Source organism: Puia sp. P3 (assembly GCF_050632245.1).
Lineage (GTDB): Bacteria > Bacteroidota > Bacteroidia > Chitinophagales > Chitinophagaceae > Puia.
Window position 1 is genome coordinate 6,736,021 of record NZ_CP192583.1, and the last position, 20,366, is coordinate 6,756,386.

Below are 20,366 nucleotides of genomic sequence, written 5' to 3' on the forward strand. Positions count from 1 at the left end.
GCTAAAGAGTTTTAAATATTCGTTTTTTATTTTCAGCCCGGAGATATATTCCTCCATATAACGCCTTGTCGCCATACACCACCGTCCGTATTCCTCCTGACCAAATCCGGCGACCTCCCCGATGACCTTGCGGAAACCGTCCGGATCGCTGAGCGGGAGGTCCCATCCGGCCATCTTTTCCCCTCAGTCCCCGCCAGGGTGTCTGATCGCTGATCAGTACCGGCTTACCAAGCACCAGGGCCTCGAAGATGGCGTGTCCAAAATTCTCTCCCCTCGTAGGCAGCGTAAATATATGATGCCGGGCGATAATATCCGGCAACTGGTGGTTGGGCATTTCGCCCGCATAGTTTACGCTGATATTGGCCGGCAGGTCACGGATCATTTTCTCACACTGCTGCCAGAATTCCGGGTCTTCACAGCTGCCGACGATCGTCAAATTTACTTTTGCCTTTACACCGCCCAGTACATCCAGCAAAAAGTCCGGATTTTTTATGGGATGAACCCGGCCGACAAAGATCATCGACAGCTCGCCGGGCTGTTTCAGCGCTACGGTGGGCGACTCCGGCAGCGACGCCGGGAAATTGGGGATCTGCACCACCCGTGTACGCGGTCCGAAATAGCCCTTCACGTCTTTTTCTTCGGTCTCATCGGAGGCCAGAAACCTGATGCTCCGTGAAAAACCTAACAAACGAAAACTTTGTAAAAAAATTTTCTTCTTCCAGATTTTGAACTGTACGGCGCTTGACCGGAGCATTCCTCTGGGGGACAGAACGACTTTTTCGGAGAGGCCGGACAGACGGGATATCAATAGGGGGAAAATCGTGAACTTCAGCGAGAACATGCTGTTGAGGTAGATGAAGTCCGGTCCGATCGCCCTGATCTCGCGTCGTATGGTGCTCCAGCCCAGCTGTCCAGGAGACGCGTAGTAGACCTTCTCGCCGCCGCCGCCGATGATCCATTGGTCTGCGGGGATGCCTTCATAGGGTTCCGGAGTATTCAGGTCGCGGTCGCCGGTAAAGACGTACACGTCGTAGCTGCCCTGCATATGACGGGCGAAATTGACGCAGGACCGGATCGGCCCGCCGGCCTTATATCCCGGCTCATACCAGTCGGCAAAAACGACTATCTTCTTCCTCGTGCTCATTCGTTGATCCCATTCTTTTCCAGCCAGTATTCCAGTACCACGAACAGCCAGATCTCGGACCATCTGGTATTTTCGTCGCCTTTGAGGAACCGCTGCCAGTATGCCAGCAGCGCGCCGCCGTTGATAAAGGAACGATCCGCCATATTCCGGATGCGCTGGTCGCAAAAAGACTTCAGTTCGTTCTTCAGCCATATATTCCAGGGAAAAGAAAGCCCTGTTTTTTCCGGAACACGATCTCATCGGGAAGCATCGGCTTCAGGGACTCGACGAGGAGGCTTTTTGGGTAGGTGGGACGCTTGAGCCGGTCCGGAATGGCGAGTACGTATTCTACCAGGTCCTGGTCGAAAAAGGTTCCCGCACTTCCAGGGAGACGGCCATGCTCATCTGGTCGGTATCTTTTAGCAGTGTGTGTTGTGTATAGCCGAGGTATTCGGCCGCTGACACCTGGCTCAGCAGGGGCAGGCGGGCCAGCTGGCCGGCCCTGGAGGAGAGTTCGGCGCCGACGCCGGATGCGGCGAGGCGTGAACCGGCGGAGGCCGGGTGTGAACCGGGAGCGGAGGCTCCCGCGCCGGGGCGTGAACCGGAAAGATCCAACAGTTCCTTCATCGCTGCCGGGCTGATGATCTGTCTGAATATCGGATAGGCCTGATCGATAGATACGGAAGGCAGGCGCAGCAGCTGCGCCATGCGGCCTTTTTTGCCGTCTCCGCCGAGAAAGCCGGCGGCCAGGCGGCGGAGGGGGCCCGGTATATTCCAGAGCGCCTTGCGGCTCTGCAGCTGGAGGTATTGTTCAAAGAAAGGATAGCCCGCAAACAGCTCGTCTCCGCCCACGCCGGAAAGCGCCACCGTCATACCATTCCGGCGGATGCTTTTCGAGACCACATAGCTGTTGATGCCGTCCCCGCTGGGGATATCCATGGCGTTGAGGGCGTTTTCGAGCTCTTCGAGGAAAAGACCGGGCTTGATCAGAAGCCTGGTATGGTTCGTATTGAATTTTTTGGCGATGATCTCCGCATAGGGGGATTCGTCATATTCTTCTTCGTTGAAGGCTACGTTGAAGGTATTCGGCCGGCTATTTCCGGCCTCGGCCATCAGTCCTACGACGGCGCTCGAGTCGATGCCGCCCGAGAGAAAGGCGCCGACGGGCACGTCGCTGACCAGCCTTCTTCCGACGGACTGCAGCATCAGATCGCGGATCTTTTTCTTCACGCTGCCTTCGTCGTGGAAGTCGATATCGTAGCGGACGTCCGTTATGTCCCAGTACCGGCGCTGTTCGGTGTGTCCACCCCTGATCTTCATCCAGGAGCCGGCCTCCAGCTGGCGCACGCCTTCGATAGGCGTATGCGGATGGCTGACCGATTGCCAGCCGAGATAGTCTACCAGCGCTGCCTGGTCGAGACGTCTCCGGACCAGACCCGTCGAGAGAATGGACCGGATCTCCGAGGCAAACAGGAACCGGTGCTCGTCCATATAGTAATACAGCGGCTTTACGCCCATCCGGTCGCGGGCGATAAAAAGCTCTTTCTCCTGTCTGTCCCAAACCGCAAAGGCAAACATGCCGCGGAACAGCCGGATACAGTCCGGGCCCCATTTGACGTAGGCCGCGATCAGGACCTCGGTGTCGCTGCTGGTACGAAAATCATAGTCTCCGATGAGAGATTTTACTTCCTGAAAATTGTACATTTCGCCGTTGAAGACCATAACATAGCGGCCCGAATTATCGGAGAAAGGCTGGTTGGCAGCCGTAGACAGGTCAATGATGGAGAGTCTTCTATGGCCCAGTGCAATTTCGCCTTCCACAAAAAGCCGTCTGCGTCCGGTCCCCGGTGGGCCATGGCCGTGGTCATCCCCGAAATAACATCTTTTGTCGCCGGAGTTGTATCAAAGTGTAGTGTCCCTGCGATTCCGCACATCTATATTAAGAATTTAGTAGTTGTTCATAGCAGGCAAGGTACTGACTGGCGACCCGTTCTGCCGAAAATCGCTGCACGTTGGCGAGCCCATCCTGTACCAGCATTTCCCTGTATGCCTTGTCTTCTATAACCCGGATCACGCCCTGACGGATCGAGGCGGTATCATAGGGGTCGACCAGGCAGGCTCCTTTTCCGGCGGTTTCCCTCATCGGGTCGAGATCGCTGGTGATCACCGGCCGGCCGGCCTTCTGGCCTTCCACGATCGGCAAGCCAAATCCTTCGAAGGTCGACGGGAAGAGCACGATGTCCGACTGCGCATATTTATCCGCAATTTCCTCGTCAGAAAGTCCGGCCTTCGCCGTGTATTCGATCCTGTGCGTCGACAGCGCCTGTTCCTGTTCCGCCGACAACCGTCCCACGATATCCAGCCGGCAGCTGAGTCCTTCCAGCGCGGCGGCCACCCGCAGCAGGTTCTTATTTTCCGTAGTGCCAACGAAAAGTAACACCGGTTTATTTTGACCGAACTCAGCCGGCCGGTAATAAATACTGTCGCTGACCGGGTCGGGGATGACGACGACCTTTTCCGGCGGGCAGTCCGAAAAATTCAGGATATCCTTTTTCGTAGCTTCCGAGATCGTCGTTACAAGGCTGCTCCGCCGAACGGGCATGTCGAGCAGGATCCATTTGAGCAGTTTTCGTTTTAGGCCGGACGCCTGGTAGAGGAACACGCAGTCGTGGATGGTCAGCACGGTCCGTCTGCGCGGAAGACCCATCACGACGTAGTGGATATCACCGGTGACGTGATAGATATCCGCCCTGTTCTTTCCAGCGGCGCGGATGTTCCGGAACAGTTCGGCCGGTGCGAATTTCGAATAGGGCGCCGACCAGGAAATCACCTTCATCCGCCGGGCAATCAAAGGGGACAGCTGCATGAAAATTCTTTCCATGCTGAAAAATCGTCCTGGCTGTCTGAACAAAAGGCAAACCGAACGCTCGTTCTCAGTCTTCATTATGATGTTTTATATAGCCAGGTCTGAAGATGTGCAAAAACGAATTTTGAGAGGCCCCAAAATACAAGGAACAGCAGGGTCAGACGTCCGAACAGAAAAAGACCGTCCGACTCGAAGGAGGCAAAGTTGATCAGCACGACATTGATGACGGCATACCGCACCAACACATTGAGTTTTTCCATTTTGTAAATGATCCGGAATATCAGTAAAATATACAGTGACATCCCGATAAGGGGAAGGAACATCCCCATGTATCCGAAATCGATATACGAATCCGCAAAATAACCGAGACTGAAAGAGGTGCCCTGCTTCCTTCCTGTAAAATGGAAGCCCGTGTATTTATTGGTTTTGACCGTAGCTTCGTAGATCGGCTTCTCAGGAAAGAAAAGCCGCGGCATCAGTACGAAGCTGATATTATCCCACCAGATCTGTCCATTCTCGTGCGGAAGCACTTCCGGAACCCTGTCCATGGTCTTTGCAAGGTGGAAAATATACTGTACCCTGTAGAGAAACAGGCCGGTAACGTTCTGATAGTCCTGCCAGGACAGCGAACCGATCTTCTCCCCGATCTTATTGAACGCCGCCGACCTTGAAACCGAAACGACCTGCTGTTTGGTACCTTTGTTAAGAAACTGCCGGTAGTCCCCCTTGATGGCTGTCCAGGTCATGAAGAAAAAAGGAGGGCCGACAGGGCCACCAGACCATAGATGATCTGCTTAAAGTTGACCCGGCGCACAAAGGCCATTGCCACCAGGATCGTAAAAAACGTGACTTCCCTGAAGCTGGAAAAAAAGAATAAAGGGATGTGACGAACTCGAACAGAACGATGACGACTAGAATGAATCTGTTCTTTTTGTTGATCCACACCACGTAGGCATAGGTCATAAAGAATACCCATTTTACCGAGGAAAAGGTCATGAGTATCTGGGTAAGGCCGCCCGCGCCGCTGAAGGCCAGTCCGGCGCCGCTCATAAAAACGGTAGAGAAAAGATAGAGGGTAAGGATCTTTCGCTCATTGATGAGTTTTGCTTGTTGCCGGAACTGCTCTATCGACGGAAGCCTGACTTTTCTCAGGCCGAGATTAAAGGTTACGGCCATCACCAACAGTCCCAAACATGAAAATATCACCGCTATGCCTCCGTGAGGGGAAATTCGGTTGATGTCCCAGCCCAGGGTATTCATCCATATCACAAAGGCAATGACCTGTGCCCATTGCACAAGGACCGAAAACAGCAGAATGCCGGGGCTGGTGTTCTTCCAAACCAATAATATGAGCAGGAAAAAGGTGAGCAGGCAGCAGAAGAAATACAGCGGATTGCCGGCAAAGGCCACACCTGCAAAGCAAAGCAATGCAAATGCCACCAGGGCTGGCGAAGACTTCATAGAATTGGACGCTGTAATTGCCATTGTAACCTTTAATAATTATACTGTGTTCTCCAGGGCCAACACGATATTTTCGAATGAAAAAGACTGAATGATCTTCAGCGATGCCCCGCCCATGCGGGAGACAAGAGCGCGGTCACCGAGCGCCTTTTCAAGAAATCGTATGCTCTCGGACAGGTCATCCGGATCGATGGTCTGTCCATTGTCCCCGTCCTGCACCAGATCGACCGCACAGCCGGCCATTTTGGATACCATTACCGCCCTGCCGCAGGCCATGGTCTCATTGATGGCCAGGCCCCAGGTCTCCGAGACGGAAGGCAGGACAAAGATATGTCCCATCCGGTAAATGACCGGCATTTTCAGCTGGTTTTGAAAGTCGAGGAAGATCCAGCGGGGGTCGCCGGCGGCGGCGGCTTTTAGCTGCTGTTCGAGGACTCCGTTGCCTACGATCAGGAACCTTAGTCTGGGATCGCCAATGCCCGCCGCGAGCCGCGTCAGGAAAAACGGGTTTTTGCGGGGTTCCAGCTTGCCTGCAAAAAGCAGCACCAGCTGGTCCTCTTTTATTCCGAGGCGGCTTTTCCATTCTTCCGCCTCAGCGTCATAACGGGCGCCGTCCAGACCAAACCGCCGGTTTGTCAATAGCATGCGGCGCAAATATCAGCTGATGTTCCTTCATCCCATGCGCAAGGTAGTAGTCCCTGTTGTTCCTGCCGACGTATAGCGCTTTATCGACATGCCTGTAAACCCATTTCAAAAAGATCCTCCGGAGCAACTTTTTGATCCCGGGCTGTTCATTCAGCAGGGTTGAATCGCCGCGGAAGAGCACCGGAACTCTGCCATGGAAATGCCGGAGACACCGGAGATGACTGTGAAAGCTCCAGCCGATGACCAGCAGGGCATCCGGCTTCCAGGCTTCCAGTTCTGCGATCAGGTCCGGATTGACGATCCCTTTGAAATGGTGCGTTCCCGGATCGGCGGAAGTATTTTTTACAAACCGGTATTCGTATCCTTCCAGAAGGGGGATATCCCATTCTATCTTCCTGCCGAAATCATGGTCGTATTTTGCGGCGGCGCCGGCCTCGCCCCAGGTGTAGAAGACGAGGGGACGGATGGATGAGCTCTGAGCCAGCAGCTTGAACCAGGGAGCATTATACTGAATAGGGTGTGAGGAAATGATCGCTAGTTTCTTCATTCAGCATTCTAGTTTTACCGGATGTATTGAAGCCGCAAAAAAAGGAATTTTTTACGGACGAAGAATTCTTCCAGCTGGACACATGCAATGGCAACAACCACCATCGTGATGACGATCGTCAGCAGGCTGATGTTCCCGAAATATTTTAATACGAGTATGACCGGGTAGTGGAGCAGATACAGCGCGTAGCTGCCTTTTCCCAGGTGAAAGAACAGAAAATTGCACGCCTTTTCCAGCGGGGCCATGACCCTGCCGGCAGCGGTCTTCCGCAGGATGCACAGCAGATAGAAGACCGTGAGTATGGCCATACCCTCGAAGAGCTCGGTCATGCTGTCCGAATGACGGAACAGCTCAAGACCGCCTGCCGCAAGGCAGAGGAGCAGTATGGTAAAAAAATTGGCGTCCGGTCTGATCGTTCCCCGGAGATATACGTCCGCCAAAAAATAGCCGCTATACCACAGCAGAAAGAACCTGGCGAATGCGATGTACGGAAAAAAGAAATACTTGTTCGCGAGGATACAGGCAACCGAAAGCACAAAGGCGACTGCCAGCAAGATCTTTTCCTGCGTCCCCGAAAAGCGCTCTGTTTTGAAGAGCCGGATAAAGGCAAAAATGAAAAGCGGGAAGAACAGATAGTAGAACATTTCGAACGAGAGAGACCATAACGGTCCGTTCTCACCATAAGGGGAAAACCAGTATCCCCGGTAAGACTCCGGGGCCTGCAGAAAAAGGACGTTGCCGATCAGATTGCGTATGCTGTAGTCCGGCCCGCCCGTCCGGTGGATCAGCAGTCCGCAGATGAAGGTGAAGCAGAGCGCGATGAAGTACAGGGGCAGGATACGCTTGAAACGCCGGTACAGGTATTCATTCAGCGTTGCTTTGCGGACGGGCAGCCCGTTCTTCAGGCTCAGCCGGATGCTGAACCCGGACAGTATGAAGAAAAACAGAACCGCCTCCACGTTGAGCTCCGAGATAAAGTTGAGGAGTCCGTGGATCTTCATCGTCTTTTCCTGCGGATACAGGTAGGTGAAACGGGTGTACACGTGGTGAAAGACCACGATAAGCGCAGCTATCCCTCTGCAGCTATCGAGTATCCTGATTCGTTTCATTGGATGTTATTGGCAAGATTTAGGTAGCCGGCAAGCTGTTTCGTCACATTGCCGGCAGAATACGTATTGAATACCGTCATATCGACCGCCGAAGGGTCGAAGCGATCGTGAAAGGTCCTGAATCCGGCAAAAAAACCGGAGAACTCCGTTCTGATCCTGTCCACCTCCTGCTCTCCGTCAAAATCAAGCACTATTCCGGCCTTCGCGCCCCTGACCACTTCCGTAGCCGTGCTTTTGCCGTGCAGCACCGCCGCCACCGGCTTGCCGGACAGCACAGCCTGGTATACCTTAGATGGAGTGTAGTGCGGTTCGGTGCTGCCGAGCACAAAAATCCCGTCGGCTGCATCCAGATGGACCAGGACATCCAGATAAGGGATCCGTCGGGGATATTCGAACACGACGGTCTGCCAGAGCCCGTATTTTTCGGCCAGCGGCTTTATATTGTATCCTTCCGGGTCATTGGGTGTCCTGCCCGTTCCGATAAAGTGAAATTCGACGTCCCTGAAAAGCCCGGGGTTTTCCTGAACAGACTGAAATACGGCCTCCAGCGGCCCGTACGCTTTTGGCAGCATGGCCCCTGCGTATACCATCTGCAGTCTGTCTTTCCCGGACTCGAAGAGATAGGGCCGTATGCCCAGTCCTGCGACGATCCGGTGGTCTTCCACCTCGCCGCCGTAGGGCATGGCGCCGAAAATGCAGTTCTTCAGCAGATGGGGGTTGCGCTCGCCGACGCCTTTGTAGTATCCTTCCGCCACACCGGTGATCAAAGCTGCATTTTTTACCGCAATCGGCTCGAGCCATCGCGCGAGTCTTGTGCTGAACCAGTGTCTCGAGAACAGCCTGTCGCTGCCTGGGAAATGGTGGACCCACGGATCGATATAGTCGATACCATAGCGAATGCCGGTACTTTGGTGAAGCCACCGGCCCAGCAGAGCGACGTAGAAAGAAGGTATCGGTATGTACAGAAAGTCGATCTTCTCCTTTTTTATCATCGCCTTAGCCTTTCTGTATAACTGAAAGAACGCCCGAAGACCGATGTCACCGATCAGCCTCGGCCGGGTCAGCGGGAATGCGCCCGCCTTTTCGATCTTCAGGCTGGGGTCGACCAGGGAGAGCAGATTATTGTCCAGCTGCTCTTCGTAGTATTTTTCATCGACCATGAGAACATAAGGGTCCCATCCATAGGATGGGAGGTGCTTCGCAAAAAGTCTGCTGCGGTGGACCGCCGCGAGATTAGAGGGCGGGAAGTGCGGCGATATGATGAGAACGCGCTTCATTTGGTACAGTCTGCGTATAGGGAGTAGTTCCTGTGGACCTCCTGGTCGGCGCGCAGCATCGGGTCGGCCGAAACGCCAAACGACACCTTCGTTACGTCCTTGAATCCCGCGTTCATCACGGTGTACCGGAGCGTAGCAAAATCATAGGCGTATTTGTGCTCTCCGTTCTGCCGGAAAGTATAGTTCAGAATATCCATTGGCGTCACCAGTCCGCCGGGAAGGTTATCGATATCGAAACCAAGACTTTTCCATGCTTCCGCTGTTCCCGTCTTATAGGCGTTTATAAAGAGTTCCAGGTCGGGTACGACGATTCGCAGCGTACCGTCCGGCTTCAGGCACCGGAGGCATTCGCTCAGGAATTTGGGCGCCTCTTCCTTTTTATCGAGGTGCTCGAAAACGTGCTCCGCGCGGATGCGGTCGACCGTGTTATCCCTGAACGGCAGCTTCTTGCGGCAGTCATAGGGAAAACTGATGTTCTTGAATTTGAACATGTCGATATTTGTCCACCCCTCCTGTCCGAAGGGGCCGGCCCCGACGTTGACCGACAGATTGTTCTTATTGCGATGCCGGTTGAGCCGGGCAATGTAATAGGGGTTGATGCTGTTATTGATGCTGACATAAACAGCGTTCAGCTCGTACCGGACCTTTTCGAAAGTTTCCCTCGACATGGGTAGTTTTGGAATGATATAGGTCCCTACAATTTGCTTTAGGCTGCGCCTGTTTTCCATATATTGTTATTTTGCGGATCGACTTATTAATTTTTCGTACAACGCCAGATAGTCTCCGGCGATGACCTTGTCCGTAAACCGTTGTTCGGCCATTTTCCTGACACCTGCGCGGCTGATCGCGCCAAGATCGCCTATCCTGTCAACCATCTCCCGGACGTCGGCGCAGACAAAACCGGTCACGCCGTTGTCGACGACCTCCGGTACCGAACCATAAGGAAATCCCAGCACCGGCGTCCCGCAGGCCATGGCTTCGGCCATTACAATACCGAAGGGCTCGTTCCACTGTATGGGCATCAGCATGGCCAGTGCCTGTCCCAGCAGCGCGTTCTTCTGCTCGTCGTTAACCGGCCCTATATAGGTGATCCTGTCGTCCAGGTATGGCCTGATCTTTTCGTCAAAATACCCTTGCGCTTCGGGCGGAAGATTGCCGGCAATCACCAGCCTCCTGCCGCTGGTTTTCGCTACCTCGATGGCGATATGCGGGCCTTTTATATGCTCCAGCCGTCCGAGAAAGACGAGGGGCGCGTCGGGCCCCACTTCAGCCGTTGCGGTGTATCTGCGGACCGGAGCAAAATTGTATATCGTGTAAGCTTCCGCTACCTGCAGAATCTGGTTGGCGATGTATCCGCTGCAGCCCGTAAACACCAGGCTGCCCTTTTTTGCCAGTTTTACGGCCTTTCCTATCTGCCCCAGCGAAGGCTCGCGCTGATAGCTCATGATCTTCGGGATCCGCATCGGGAAAAGCGCTGTCATATAGGCGAGGCGGCTATAGCTGTGGATGACGTCGAACCGGCCTTTCATCACCAGGCCCGTAAGGGCGGCCATATTTTTCAGGGTGTCGGACCATTGCTGGCTTTTTTGCCCCGGCCAGGCCACGAGCCGGCATGGCACTTTCGACTCTTTGTTGGCGCACAGGGTGACTTTGTGACCCGCCTCCAGATAGGCGTTGATGAGCCCGTCGACTATCCGCTCGATCCCGCCATAGAGGCCGGGCGGCACGGGTATCTCAGGGTCTACGGTAAGGAGGATATTCATTCTGCCGACCTCCCGTTCTGCATGGCCCGCCAAACGGCCTTATAGTCATTTTCCCAGAATAGTTCTGTCGAAGCAGCTTTTACGGAAGCCGCCTTGAGCGCGTCCAGTTTCGAACGGTCCGTACTCAGCGCGTCGATCTTCTCCGCCAGCTCTCCGCTGTCGCCCTGTTTGTACAAAAGCCCCACGCCGTATTCGTGGATCGTTTCCGCAAGCCCGGGCAGGTCGGGTACGATGACCGCCAGCCCCGCATTGATGTATTCAAACAGTTTATTGGAAGAGGTCAGCCGCTGGTTGTCCTGGGTCGCCAGTTCGCCCGCCACGCCGATATCATATCCCGCCAGGGACTCCACGATCCGGTCGGGATGGGCTGCGGGTACAAGAAATACCCTGTCCCGGATACCCAGCTCGTCGAGTGTGGCCGTAAGCGCTGCGCGGTTGGTTTCGGAAATGCGCCCCTGCAGATACAAATGGACGGTGGTCTTGCTCTTCGCCACCGCCTCCACCAGGATATGTACTCCGCGGATGTTTTTGGGCACGACCTCGAATCCATGCCAGATGATCCGGAGAACCGGGTTGTCCGTCTGTTGCTGCGGCCGGCCAGATCCCGCGGGTGTATTTCTTACCCGCAGAAATTGTTTGGGCCCGGAATATTCCCCCTTCAGCTTGTCAAGCATCACGTTGGTGGTGGCCAGTACGATGTCCGCCGATCCCGCATACCTGTCTTCTGCATAGTCCACCCACTTCTTCTTCAGCGGCGCCTCTGTTGCGTATTGTCCCCTGAAATATTCCTGGCAGTCATAAATCAATTTGCCGCCCGTCGTGGACTTCAGGCCTACGGCAAACGGAAGGCTGTCAACCAGGTGGATCAGTATGTAGTCAAATTTCTGCGAGCGCAGCGCGGCCGGAAAAAGCACATAGCCTTTGGTCAGTCCGTGCGGCACCTGGCGCCGGAGATAAATGTTCCTTTTAAAGAGTTCTTCGGCCAGCCTGGCCCGGATGCTCGAGTACAGCCATTTCATTTTTGATGAGAAGCCTCTCTTGCTGATGTCGTTCTCTACGATCTTCCATTTGCGGGATGCCTTTACCGAGTCGTAGACGTCATTGGCGGTCATCCCTACGATCGCATTGTAAACCGTAACGTCCACTCCGCTGGCATAGAGAAAATCGGCCGCTTTAAGGAGCCGGGGACAGTAGCATATTTCACAGGGACTCAGTATCAGAACTCTCATTACAGTTGCTTGTAGTAATCACGAAGTATATCGACTATCTGCCTTGACGCCGTGCCGTCGCCAAAAGGGTTTTTGCCGCTGGTCATCTTCCGGTAGCTTTCGTTGTCGGAGAGCAGTTCGACGGTCCTGCGGACGATGCGGTCGGTATCGGTACCGATCAGTTCACCAAATCCGCTGGTGACCACTTCGGGTCTTTCGGTGATATTGCGCAGTATCAGCAGCGGCTTTTTGAAGGAAGGGCATTCTTCCTGGATCCCGCCGGAGTCGCTCCAGACGAGGAAGGAGGTGTCGATCTCCTTTATCAGGTCCATATAGCCCATCGGGTCTGTGAGGCGTATATTCTTCATCCCCTGCAGTTGCTGGTAAACGGTCTGTTTGACGTTGGGGTTGGGGTGGACGGGCCAGGTAAAGACGAGATCCGGGTAAAGCCGGCTGACCTCTTTAATGGCGGCGATTATATTGTCGATGCCCTCGCCGTGGTTCTCGCGGCGGTGGGCGGTGACGAGGATCTTTCTTTCCGTCCCGTTGCTGTGTTGTGTGATCCGCTGTCTCGCGAGGCGGACCATATCGACGACGGTGTTCCCCGTGACAAAGATCTTTTCCGCGGGGATGCCTTCGCGAAGAAGGTTATCGGCTGACTGGGCCGTAGGGGCGAAGTTCAGACGGGCCATTATGCTGATGACGCGCCGGTTGAATTCTTCGGGGAAGGGTTCTTCCAGATTGTAGCTGCGAAGGCCTGCTTCCACGTGTCCGACTGGGATCTTGTTGTAGAAGCAGATCGTCCCTACGGTTGCAACGGTGGAGGTGTCGCCCTGCAGGATGACGATATCCGGGCGCAATTCTTTGAGCACGGGTTCGACGGTGATCGCCACATTTTTCATGATATCCGTCAGGGTCTGGTCATGGCGCATGATGTCCAGTGAGTAGTCCGGGACGATCCCGAAAAGTTGCTCCAGCTCATGGACCATCTCCTTGTGCTGTCCCGTATTTACGATCGAGAGCTTCAGGTCCCTGTGTTCTTTTATTTCCAGGATCAGGGGAATCAGCTTGATAATTTCCGGTCTTGTTCCATAAACAACCGCGACGTGCATGGTGGTTTCTATTTTATAGTTTTACGGGTCAAATCAATTAACCGGCCGGTAGCAATCGTGTTCGAGAACTGGCGCAGGTATTCTATGTTCAGCTGTTGCCGGTAGCCCTCTTCGAACAATTTTTCCATGATCAGGGAGGCCTTGTCCAGCTCGTCGGGAGCGCAGATCGGGCCCATCCCGCTGTTGCTGATGAAGTCGTGCTGGACCCCGGGTGTTATGAACCCGAGGACCGGCTTGCCGGAACGCAGATAGGTAAATAGTTTTGAAGGCAGACAGTAGTGTTCGTTGCCGATCACTTTCTCGGATGTCGCCAGCAGCAGGTCGAAAGACTTCTGCAGTTCGAGCGTTTTCTCGAGGACCTGAAAGCCGTGGGGAACGACGTTGTCCTTTAGTCCCATCTCTTCCGCCATCGGCAGCAGCCATTCCGGAGTGGCGCCGATATGGTGAAAGAAGATCCTGGATCGCCATTCGGGTCTTCGGGCGAACAGGTCCGCCAGGGCCTTAAAAAAGAAGTAGGGCGAACGGTAGAGCCAGTCCTCTTTTACCGGCGAATACTGCAGGATGCGGTGGCCGCCTCGTTTCCACCACGGGAGCATCATTTGCTCGCGGAGGGTGGGCGCATAGTAGAACTCGCCGACGTAACCGATATTGATCGTGCCCTTTGCGCCGATCCCGTCGAAGTTGACGGGCAGGGACGCAGGCAGGTCAAAATCGTATCCATTGTATATCAGGTTGAACTTTTCCAGCGGCAGGTTCGGGTGCGTCTCTTCGAACATAGCTTTCAGGCGGGGTGTGACCGTGATGACGGCGCTCGCCTGACTGAGCGCGTCCCGCTCGGCCCTTTCCTTTCTGAGGTAGTGCAGATATGTCCCGGAAGGCGACCATATCTGCGACCAGGCGTCGCGCATGTCGAGGATCAGCGGGAGGCCGAATTCCCTTGAGATACGGGCGCCCAGTCTGGCGGCGCTAAAGGGCGGACAGGTGACGAATATGCCTTTGGGTTTGTGTTTTTCGATGATCGCCGGCAGCTCTTTGTAGACATTCTTTTCCCAGGCCTTCAGAAAATTGTCGCTGGTATTGAAGTAGATATTCCGGAAAGCTTTCCATCGGGTATCGTAGTAGGCGGAAAGGTCGTCGAGGGGTATCCGGTATACGGGAATATCGCTGTCCAGCTTGTCCAGCAGGGCGTAGTCGAAACGAGTGTGCACCTTTCTGAGGTGCTCGTTATCCGAAAAGGTGAGAATCACAGGCTTGATGCCATTCCTGTTTAAGCCATTTGCAAATCTGAGGGGTCTGAAAACACCGCCCAGGTTCAATGGTATAAATTCCATGGCGATGAACAGGATAGTAGTCTCCGGCAAGGTGCTGTATTTATTTTAGATAGTCTTTTATTTGACGTGCGATCAGGTCCGACGCGTCCCCGCTGCCATACAGCGGATACCAGGACTTTTCGCTTACAGACTTTTTGAATGCGGCCTGGATCTTTTCGGCGTCGGCTCCCGTGACGGTGTTCCAGTCGTCGTGGACGGTCTCCACCCATTCCGTCTCGGTGCGGAGCGTGATGCAGGGCCGCTTCATCCAGTAGGCTTCTTTCTGGAGGCCGCCGGAATCCGTGAATACCTTGTAGCAGTGCTTCAGCGCGGTGAGCATTTCGAAATAAGAAAGGGGATCGGTAACGTGAACGTTGGCCGGCAGTTCGATCTGGCTCAGCTTGCTGCGCATTCTTGGGTGTATCGGCCACAGCACCGGCATTCCGGTGGCCCGCAGCGAGTCGAATATGGCGGAGAGGTTCTCGCGTTTCTCGGTATTGGCGGGGCGGTGCAGGGTGAGCAGACAGAAAGGCCGCTCTTTGAAGGGCAGCAGGCTGTCGAGGCTGACCTTTTTCTCTGCTTCTCCTGTAAAGGTCTGGAGTGCGTCGAACATGACGTCGCCGGAGATATAGACCCTTTCGGTGATCCCTTCGGCAGCCAGCTGCCTGACGCCTTCGTCGGAAGAGCAGAACAGCAGTGAAGAGAGGTGATCGGTGACGATCCTGTTGATCTCTTCGGGCATGCTGCGGTTGAAGCTGCGGAGGCCGGCTTCGATATGGATGATGGGTATTTGCAGTTTGCTGGCCGCGATCGCCCCTGCGATCGTGGAGTTGGTGTCGCCGTAGAGGAGGAGTGCTTTGGGGGCGGGTGTCTGAGACATCAAAAATGCCTCGATGCGCTCGATCATATACGCCGTCTGTGCGCCGTGGGTACCGGATCCCGACTCGAGATTTACCGAGCATTCGGGGAGTCCGAGCTCCCGCCAGAACACGTCGCTCATTTTCTCGTCATAGTGCTGACCGGTATGAATAAGGCTTTCCTGAAGACCAACTTTTTGCAGTGCCCGGGAGACGATTGCGGCTTTTACGAACTGGGGCCTCGCTCCGATAACAGTGACGATCATTATTTATTTCCGGATTTTTAGGGTTCTCAATAGACGCGTTGCGGGGAGATCGTGCTGATCACGCCCCAGTACAGTCGCTTCTGGGCAGCGTCGGTGCCAAATTCTTCGTGCGTCCTGTTCGGCTGGTTGACGATTGCGACGAACTCGTCCATGGAGAAACCGAGTTTTTTGCTCACGTATTCCATATCGTCCATGACGAGCGACCGGTCATAGGGGGCTGGCTCAATTCCTGCAGCGCCTCTTCTTTGGAAAGCTGGCCGGAGAAAATGAGATTGGACAGGTGCGCCTTCCGCTTGTCTATGCCGAACTTTACCGGCAACAGGTATCCCTGATAGAATCTGGTGAAGATATTTTCGTAGTGTTTTCCGCCGTAGTCGCGCCAGTCGAGTTCCGACACGAGCAGTTTCTTTACGTCGGCCTTATTGTAGTCGACGAAGTTGAGCATTTCTGTCGTGAGGATCCGCTTGATGGCTGCGTAGATGCCGGACTGCCAGATGCCGAGTGCGGGCAGCTTCTTCAGCGAGCCGTTCTCGAACTTTCTGTGTATGTTACGCAGGTTGACCAGGTCGAATTTATTGTAGTTCCATGCGCGGGGAAGCACCGCTTCGGTGACGATGTTCTTTCCGCTGAGGATATGCTTGATGCCGAACTTGTCGGCGGTCTGGTAGAGGGCGCCGAAGATCATGTGGTCGGCCGGCACGTCGAGGTCGAGTACGGAAGACCGGTAGTACGAACGCTGGAGGGATTTCATTTCTTCCCAGTCCATGACGATCGTGTAGAGATTGAAATCGAGTTTCTTGATGATGTTCTCGATGTTCTGTACGGCCAGCTCGAGGTTCCATCCATAGTCGAAATGGACGACCAGGGGCCGGAGTCCCTGTTGTTTGGCGAGATAGGCCAGGTACGAGCTGTCGGCACCGCCGCTGAGCCCCAGGATACAGTCATACTCTTTTCCCTGTCCGCTGGCCTTGATGGCCGCGACGGTTTGTGCCAGTTTCTGCCGGCCTGCTTCGCCGCGGAAAACTTCTTCCTTTTCGAGTTTTTTGTATTCGTGATAGTAGTTGCAGATGCCGGATGAGTCGAAGCGGATATTGGGGTCTGCGATCGTATCCATGACGCTGATGGCACACTGCTGGTACGGGCGACCGTTATTCATCGCCTTGTCTGCCTTCAGCCGGTCTTCATCATACCAGCGAATGCCGCTGATCTCCTTTATGTTCATGTTAGTGTTTGGCATACAACTTGTCTTTTAGTTCTGTCTGGGAGGGATAGCTGATCAGCACGGCGTTGTGCGGTCGCTGGAAAACGAACATGCTGCCAGCCGACAGAGCGGAAGCTCCTTTTTCCACCGCCTGGCGGAAATCGGCGACAGAAGACGCACCTCCTGCCGCGATGACGGGTATACTGACGGCCCGGGAAACGGCTTCCACCAGCGGGAGGTCGTACCCCTCGTAGCTGCCTTCCCGGTCAATGGATTGTAACAATAGCTCGCCGGCGCCGGCTTTTTCCATGCTGCGTGCGAATTCCACCGGGTCCAGACCCGTGTTGGTCTTCCCGTTGTCCGTAAACACGCGCTGGCCCTTGAACATGGCCTTCTTTACGTCGATGGAGACGACGATGCTCTGGCTGCCGAACTGGCTGGCCGCCGCGGTGATAAGACCGGGGTTGGAGACAGCAGCCTTGTTGATGATGACTTTTTCGACGCCGCGGAAGAGGATCTCTTTTACCTGATCGACGTTGCTGATGCCGCCGCCGTAGGCGATCGGAATAAATGCTTCGCTGACTATTTCCGAGATGCGTTCCATATCGGGTCCGCGTCCGTCGCGGGTCGCGTCGATGTCGATCACGGCCAGCTCGTCCACTTCCTTCTGATTGAAGATGCGAACGACGTTGATCGGGTCGCCGACATAGACGTGGTCTTTGAACCTGCGGGATTTGACCAGACCGCCATTTCGCAGTAGTAAGGACGGTATGACTCTTATTCTCCTCATTCGACGGTTGTTGTTATTCAGGTCTTTCGGTGGCGGGTGTTGCTCCGCTCATTCGACGGTTGTTGCAAAGTTCTGGAGCAGCTGCATCCCGAAGCGATGGCTTTTCTCGGGGTGGAACTGTACTCCGCGGATATTATTTCTTTCCACGGCGGCGGTGAACTCATAGCCGTATTCTGCGGCGAGCAGGATATCGGCCGGATCGTCCGGTACTACGTGGTAAGAATGAACGAAGTAAAAACGGAAAGCGTCCGAAAAATCGGATACCATCGCCGAATTCTTTTTTACGCTGACGTCCGTCCAGCCCATATGCGGTATTTTCAGGTCGCCGATCCTTTCTTTGGAGAACCGGACGGTCTTTCCGCTGATCCAGCCCAGACCGGGTTCTTTCCCCTCCTCGCTGCCGCCGGTGAGCATCTGCATGCCGACGCAAATACCCAGCAACGGGGTTTTTTCTTCCAGCGCCCGTTTTGTTACCAGCTCTCTCAGACCCGAGCCGTTGAATAGCTGCATACAATGGTCGAAGGCCCCTACCCCTGGCAGGATGATCCTGGCAGCGCGGGCGATCTCTCCGGCGTCGGATGTAATAACCGCATCAACGGAGATTTTGCGCAACATGTTGTAAACGGATGTAAGATTTCCTACTCCATAGTTGACGATGGCTATCATTGGACAACAGAATTATATAATGTGACCATGTTCTTTAAAAATTCGTCGGACCCATACCTTTTAAGAGCAGTCTGGCGTATCGTCTGCGGGTCCCATTTCGCGCGTCCTGGAGGAGCCTGGGGATCCTGTAGCGCACGTCCCGAATATGCCTGCTCCAGCGCCTGTTCCAGCTGCGCTTCGTCGTCGGGCTCTATCAGCAGCCCGAGGGACGGGTCGAGAATATATTCGGGGCCGCCCGAACGGGTGGCGATGACGGGGATCCCTCTGGCCAGCGCCTCGATTACGACGACGCCGAAGGTCTCCATTCTGCTGGGAAGTACAAAAATCCGACCCGTCGAGAACGGCCAGGACTTCGGATTTCGACAGCCAGCCCCTGAATTCTACGGACTCTGCTATGCCTTAGCTGCCGGCATTGGGCCTTCAGCTCGTCTGCGAGCGGGCCGTTGCCGCAGAGGTGGAGTTTTATGAACGGGTTTGACCGGAAGGCCTTTGCGAAGGCGCGGATCAGGAGGTCCTGTCCTTTTTTGTGCTCGAGAGACGCGACGTTTACGAATATGAATTCCCGGTTGGCTGCTGGTAATTCGGACTGACCGTTGGCCGGGGGGCGGGCCGGCAGCGGAGACTCGAACAGGGTGTCCACTACGTTCGGCAGGATCACCGCCTCCGGCAGGGGCCTTCCGAGATAGCCTTCGACGTGCGACAGCAGCGACCGGCTGACCATGATGACACGGGATGCATTGTCAACGATCTTTCCGAGAACGTCCTTCAGCGCAGCCGGGGCGATACCCCGCTGGTAGAACGTGCTGTGGTCGGTGTAGACGTATGGGAAGCCATATTTTTTCTTTACCTCCAGCGCCAGCGCTCCGGCGAAGAGGAAGCGGCCGTGCGCGTGAACCACGACGGGGGTGTTCCCGGGGTGGTGGGCTGCCTCCGCAAAGGCCCTCATCCCGGCCTCTACCCACACGTTAAGTGCGGCTACCGGATTGCCGGGTCCCCTGAAATGGTATCCTATCCCTTCGTATACTGCTATGCCTTCGATGGTATGTTTTCTCACCACCTTCCGGAGGCCGGTGCAGTGGAGAAAAGCCCTGGACATATGCCCGAAAATCGTAGCGTAAGTTTTGTCTTCTTTCCTGCCGAGTAATTTCCGGAGGAGTGCCCTGCCCATCCCGGTGAGGGAAGCGTCGGACCTCACGGATATGATCGCCACGTCGAACTGCCTGGACAGGATCTGTGCCTGCGTCAGCTCGAATGTGGATGGGAGGGTGTTGGAAGGGTCCAGCGGCTCCGAAGAAATGATCAGCACCTTCATTTGGGGGATATCGGGGGTTCGGGAGGGTTAAGGGGTGTCAGGGTTTAATCATTTTAATCAGATGCGTTCCCAGGGACTTGAGCCGGAGCATATTCCCCGAGGCGGCGATATACCGGAAGTATACCGGGAAGACCTTGCGGCCGAGTGAATACGAGCAGAGACAGATCCAGTGCCATTTTACGAACAGGGACTGGCGGAGCAGTGCCGGATCGAAATACCCGTTGCCGGCGTTGGCCCGCAGCGCCTTCAGCATTGTTTCACCCATTCTCGCCAGTTCGGCGGTGCCGGAGGGCTCCGCCTGCGTGATAAGCCTGGCGTAGTCTTCCGCCTCTTCGGCCGAAAGCCCGAAATAACGCGTGCCCTGCAGGGCAAACACTTTGCGCCTCAGGGCGGAGTAGCCCGCCGAGTAGGATTTGCTGGCGGTTATCTGCGTGGTGCTCTCGCGGTAGAGCAGGGTTACTTCTTCGAGATTGTGAAATTTCCCGTATGGGAGCAGTTCGGACCACAGGGCGTGGTCTTCGCCATCCTTATAAAATTCGTTGTATCGCAGGCCCTTTTCCTCGAGCGCGGCCCTTCTGATGATCACCGTCGAATGTGAAAAAGGGCAGAGATTAAGTGTAAATACTTTCAGGTGGTCGTTGTCGGAGATATAGGTGAAAACTCTTTTCTCCCCGATGACCTGCATATTCCCTCCGCAAATGACATAGTCGGGATGGGATTCCATAAATCCTGTAAGCGAGGCTGCCATGCCGGGAAGCGCGATATCGTCCGCGTCCGTACGAAGGATGTATTTTCCTCTGGCCACGTCCAGCCCGCGGTTGAGGGTCCGGACCAAACCAATGTTCTTTTCGTT

Annotated in this window: 22 protein-coding genes and 1 pseudogene; all 23 read right to left on the reverse strand. The window is 54.9% G+C overall.

All coding sequences use genetic code 11. The features are described 5' to 3' along the window. Position 1: 1 nt before the first annotated feature. The 23 genes and pseudogenes from ACQ86N_RS42540 to ACQ86N_RS42650 all read right to left on the reverse strand — a co-directional run bounded on the left by ACQ86N_RS42540 (position 2) and on the right by ACQ86N_RS42650 (position 20,318). Positions 2-1,144 (reverse strand): glycosyltransferase family 4 protein, encoded by a 1,143-nt coding sequence (locus ACQ86N_RS42540; protein ID WP_431212332.1) that lies wholly within the window; start codon positions 1,142-1,144, stop codon positions 2-4. Beyond that, positions 1,141-1,287: a hypothetical protein gene (locus ACQ86N_RS42545; protein ID WP_431212333.1), complete on the reverse strand. Its 147-nt coding sequence runs from the start codon at positions 1,285-1,287 to the stop codon at positions 1,141-1,143. The genes ACQ86N_RS42540 and ACQ86N_RS42545 overlap by 4 nt, the downstream gene beginning before the upstream one ends. Positions 1,288-1,328: 41 nt before the next feature. Next, a pseudogene (gene asnB / locus ACQ86N_RS42550) lies at positions 1,329-2,944 on the reverse strand (asparagine synthase (glutamine-hydrolyzing)). A 118-nt stretch (positions 2,945-3,062) separates the two neighbouring features. Continuing rightward, positions 3,063-4,004, reverse strand: a complete 942-nt coding sequence (locus ACQ86N_RS42555; protein WP_431212334.1) for a glycosyltransferase family 4 protein — start codon at positions 4,002-4,004, stop codon at positions 3,063-3,065. Between the two features lie 62 nt (positions 4,005-4,066). Then, entirely contained in the window at positions 4,067-4,735 is a 669-nt protein-coding gene (locus tag ACQ86N_RS42560; RefSeq protein ID WP_431212335.1) for a hypothetical protein, read from the reverse strand. Then, positions 4,692-5,450, reverse strand: a complete 759-nt coding sequence (locus tag ACQ86N_RS42565) for a hypothetical protein (protein WP_431212336.1) — start codon at positions 5,448-5,450, stop codon at positions 4,692-4,694. Before ACQ86N_RS42565 ends, ACQ86N_RS42560 begins: the two co-directional genes overlap by 44 nt. A 39-nt stretch (positions 5,451-5,489) precedes the next feature. Then, entirely contained in the window at positions 5,490-6,095 is a 606-nt protein-coding gene (locus ACQ86N_RS42570) for a glycosyltransferase family 4 protein (RefSeq protein WP_431212337.1), read from the reverse strand. After that, positions 6,049-6,642 carry a hypothetical protein gene (locus ACQ86N_RS42575; protein WP_431212338.1) on the reverse strand — a complete coding sequence of 198 codons (594 nt, stop codon included), beginning with the start codon at positions 6,640-6,642 and terminating at the stop codon, positions 6,049-6,051. The genes ACQ86N_RS42570 and ACQ86N_RS42575 overlap by 47 nt, the downstream gene beginning before the upstream one ends. A 14-nt stretch (positions 6,643-6,656) precedes the next feature. Next, positions 6,657-7,751: an acyltransferase family protein gene (locus ACQ86N_RS42580; RefSeq protein WP_431212339.1), complete on the reverse strand. Its 1,095-nt coding sequence runs from the start codon at positions 7,749-7,751 to the stop codon at positions 6,657-6,659. After that, a complete protein-coding gene (locus tag ACQ86N_RS42585; RefSeq protein ID WP_431212340.1) occupies positions 7,748-9,028 on the reverse strand; it encodes a hypothetical protein in 1,281 nt (426 codons plus the stop codon). The genes ACQ86N_RS42580 and ACQ86N_RS42585 overlap by 4 nt, the downstream gene beginning before the upstream one ends. Continuing rightward, positions 9,025-9,756, reverse strand: a complete 732-nt coding sequence (locus ACQ86N_RS42590) for a class I SAM-dependent methyltransferase (RefSeq protein ID WP_431212341.1) — start codon at positions 9,754-9,756, stop codon at positions 9,025-9,027. The genes ACQ86N_RS42585 and ACQ86N_RS42590 overlap by 4 nt, the downstream gene beginning before the upstream one ends. A gap of 6 nt (positions 9,757-9,762) precedes the next feature. Then, a complete protein-coding gene (locus tag ACQ86N_RS42595; RefSeq protein ID WP_431212342.1) occupies positions 9,763-10,791 on the reverse strand; it encodes a glycosyltransferase in 1,029 nt (342 codons plus the stop codon). Beyond that, positions 10,788-11,936 carry a glycosyltransferase family 4 protein gene (locus ACQ86N_RS42600; protein WP_431212343.1) on the reverse strand — a complete coding sequence of 383 codons (1,149 nt, stop codon included), beginning with the start codon at positions 11,934-11,936 and terminating at the stop codon, positions 10,788-10,790. The genes ACQ86N_RS42595 and ACQ86N_RS42600 overlap by 4 nt, the downstream gene beginning before the upstream one ends. Before the next feature lie 83 nt (positions 11,937-12,019). After that, complete coding sequence (gene wecB / locus ACQ86N_RS42605) at positions 12,020-13,111, reverse strand: non-hydrolyzing UDP-N-acetylglucosamine 2-epimerase (protein WP_431212344.1); 1,092 nt, start codon at positions 13,109-13,111, stop codon at positions 12,020-12,022. Between the two features lie 8 nt (positions 13,112-13,119). Further along, positions 13,120-14,472, reverse strand: a complete 1,353-nt coding sequence (locus tag ACQ86N_RS42610; protein ID WP_431212345.1) for a hypothetical protein — start codon at positions 14,470-14,472, stop codon at positions 13,120-13,122. Between the two features lie 10 nt (positions 14,473-14,482). Further along, positions 14,483-15,544 carry a non-hydrolyzing UDP-N-acetylglucosamine 2-epimerase gene (gene wecB / locus ACQ86N_RS42615; RefSeq protein WP_431212346.1) on the reverse strand — a complete coding sequence of 354 codons (1,062 nt, stop codon included), beginning with the start codon at positions 15,542-15,544 and terminating at the stop codon, positions 14,483-14,485. Positions 15,545-15,570: 26 nt separating this feature from the next. Next, a complete protein-coding gene (locus ACQ86N_RS42620; RefSeq protein WP_431212347.1) occupies positions 15,571-15,720 on the reverse strand; it encodes a hypothetical protein in 150 nt (49 codons plus the stop codon). Next, complete coding sequence (locus ACQ86N_RS42625) at positions 15,717-16,781, reverse strand: N-acetyl sugar amidotransferase (protein WP_431212348.1); 1,065 nt, start codon at positions 16,779-16,781, stop codon at positions 15,717-15,719. Before ACQ86N_RS42625 ends, ACQ86N_RS42620 begins: the two co-directional genes overlap by 4 nt. Beyond that, positions 16,768-17,535, reverse strand: coding sequence for an AglZ/HisF2 family acetamidino modification protein (locus tag ACQ86N_RS42630; RefSeq protein ID WP_431212349.1), 768 nt, complete (start codon positions 17,533-17,535; stop codon positions 16,768-16,770). Before ACQ86N_RS42630 ends, ACQ86N_RS42625 begins: the two co-directional genes overlap by 14 nt. A 48-nt stretch (positions 17,536-17,583) precedes the next feature. Next, on the reverse strand, positions 17,584-18,201 hold the full coding sequence (gene hisH / locus ACQ86N_RS42635; RefSeq protein ID WP_431212350.1) for an imidazole glycerol phosphate synthase subunit HisH: 618 nt from the start codon (positions 18,199-18,201) through the stop codon (positions 17,584-17,586). Continuing rightward, entirely contained in the window at positions 18,198-18,506 is a 309-nt protein-coding gene (locus ACQ86N_RS42640; RefSeq protein WP_431212351.1) for a glycosyltransferase, read from the reverse strand. Before ACQ86N_RS42640 ends, hisH begins: the two co-directional genes overlap by 4 nt. Continuing rightward, entirely contained in the window at positions 18,482-19,513 is a 1,032-nt protein-coding gene (locus tag ACQ86N_RS42645; protein ID WP_431212352.1) for a glycosyltransferase, read from the reverse strand. The genes ACQ86N_RS42640 and ACQ86N_RS42645 overlap by 25 nt, the downstream gene beginning before the upstream one ends. A gap of 37 nt (positions 19,514-19,550) precedes the next feature. Next, entirely contained in the window at positions 19,551-20,318 is a 768-nt protein-coding gene (locus ACQ86N_RS42650; RefSeq protein WP_431212353.1) for a hypothetical protein, read from the reverse strand. Between the last annotated feature and the right edge of the window lie 48 nt (positions 20,319-20,366).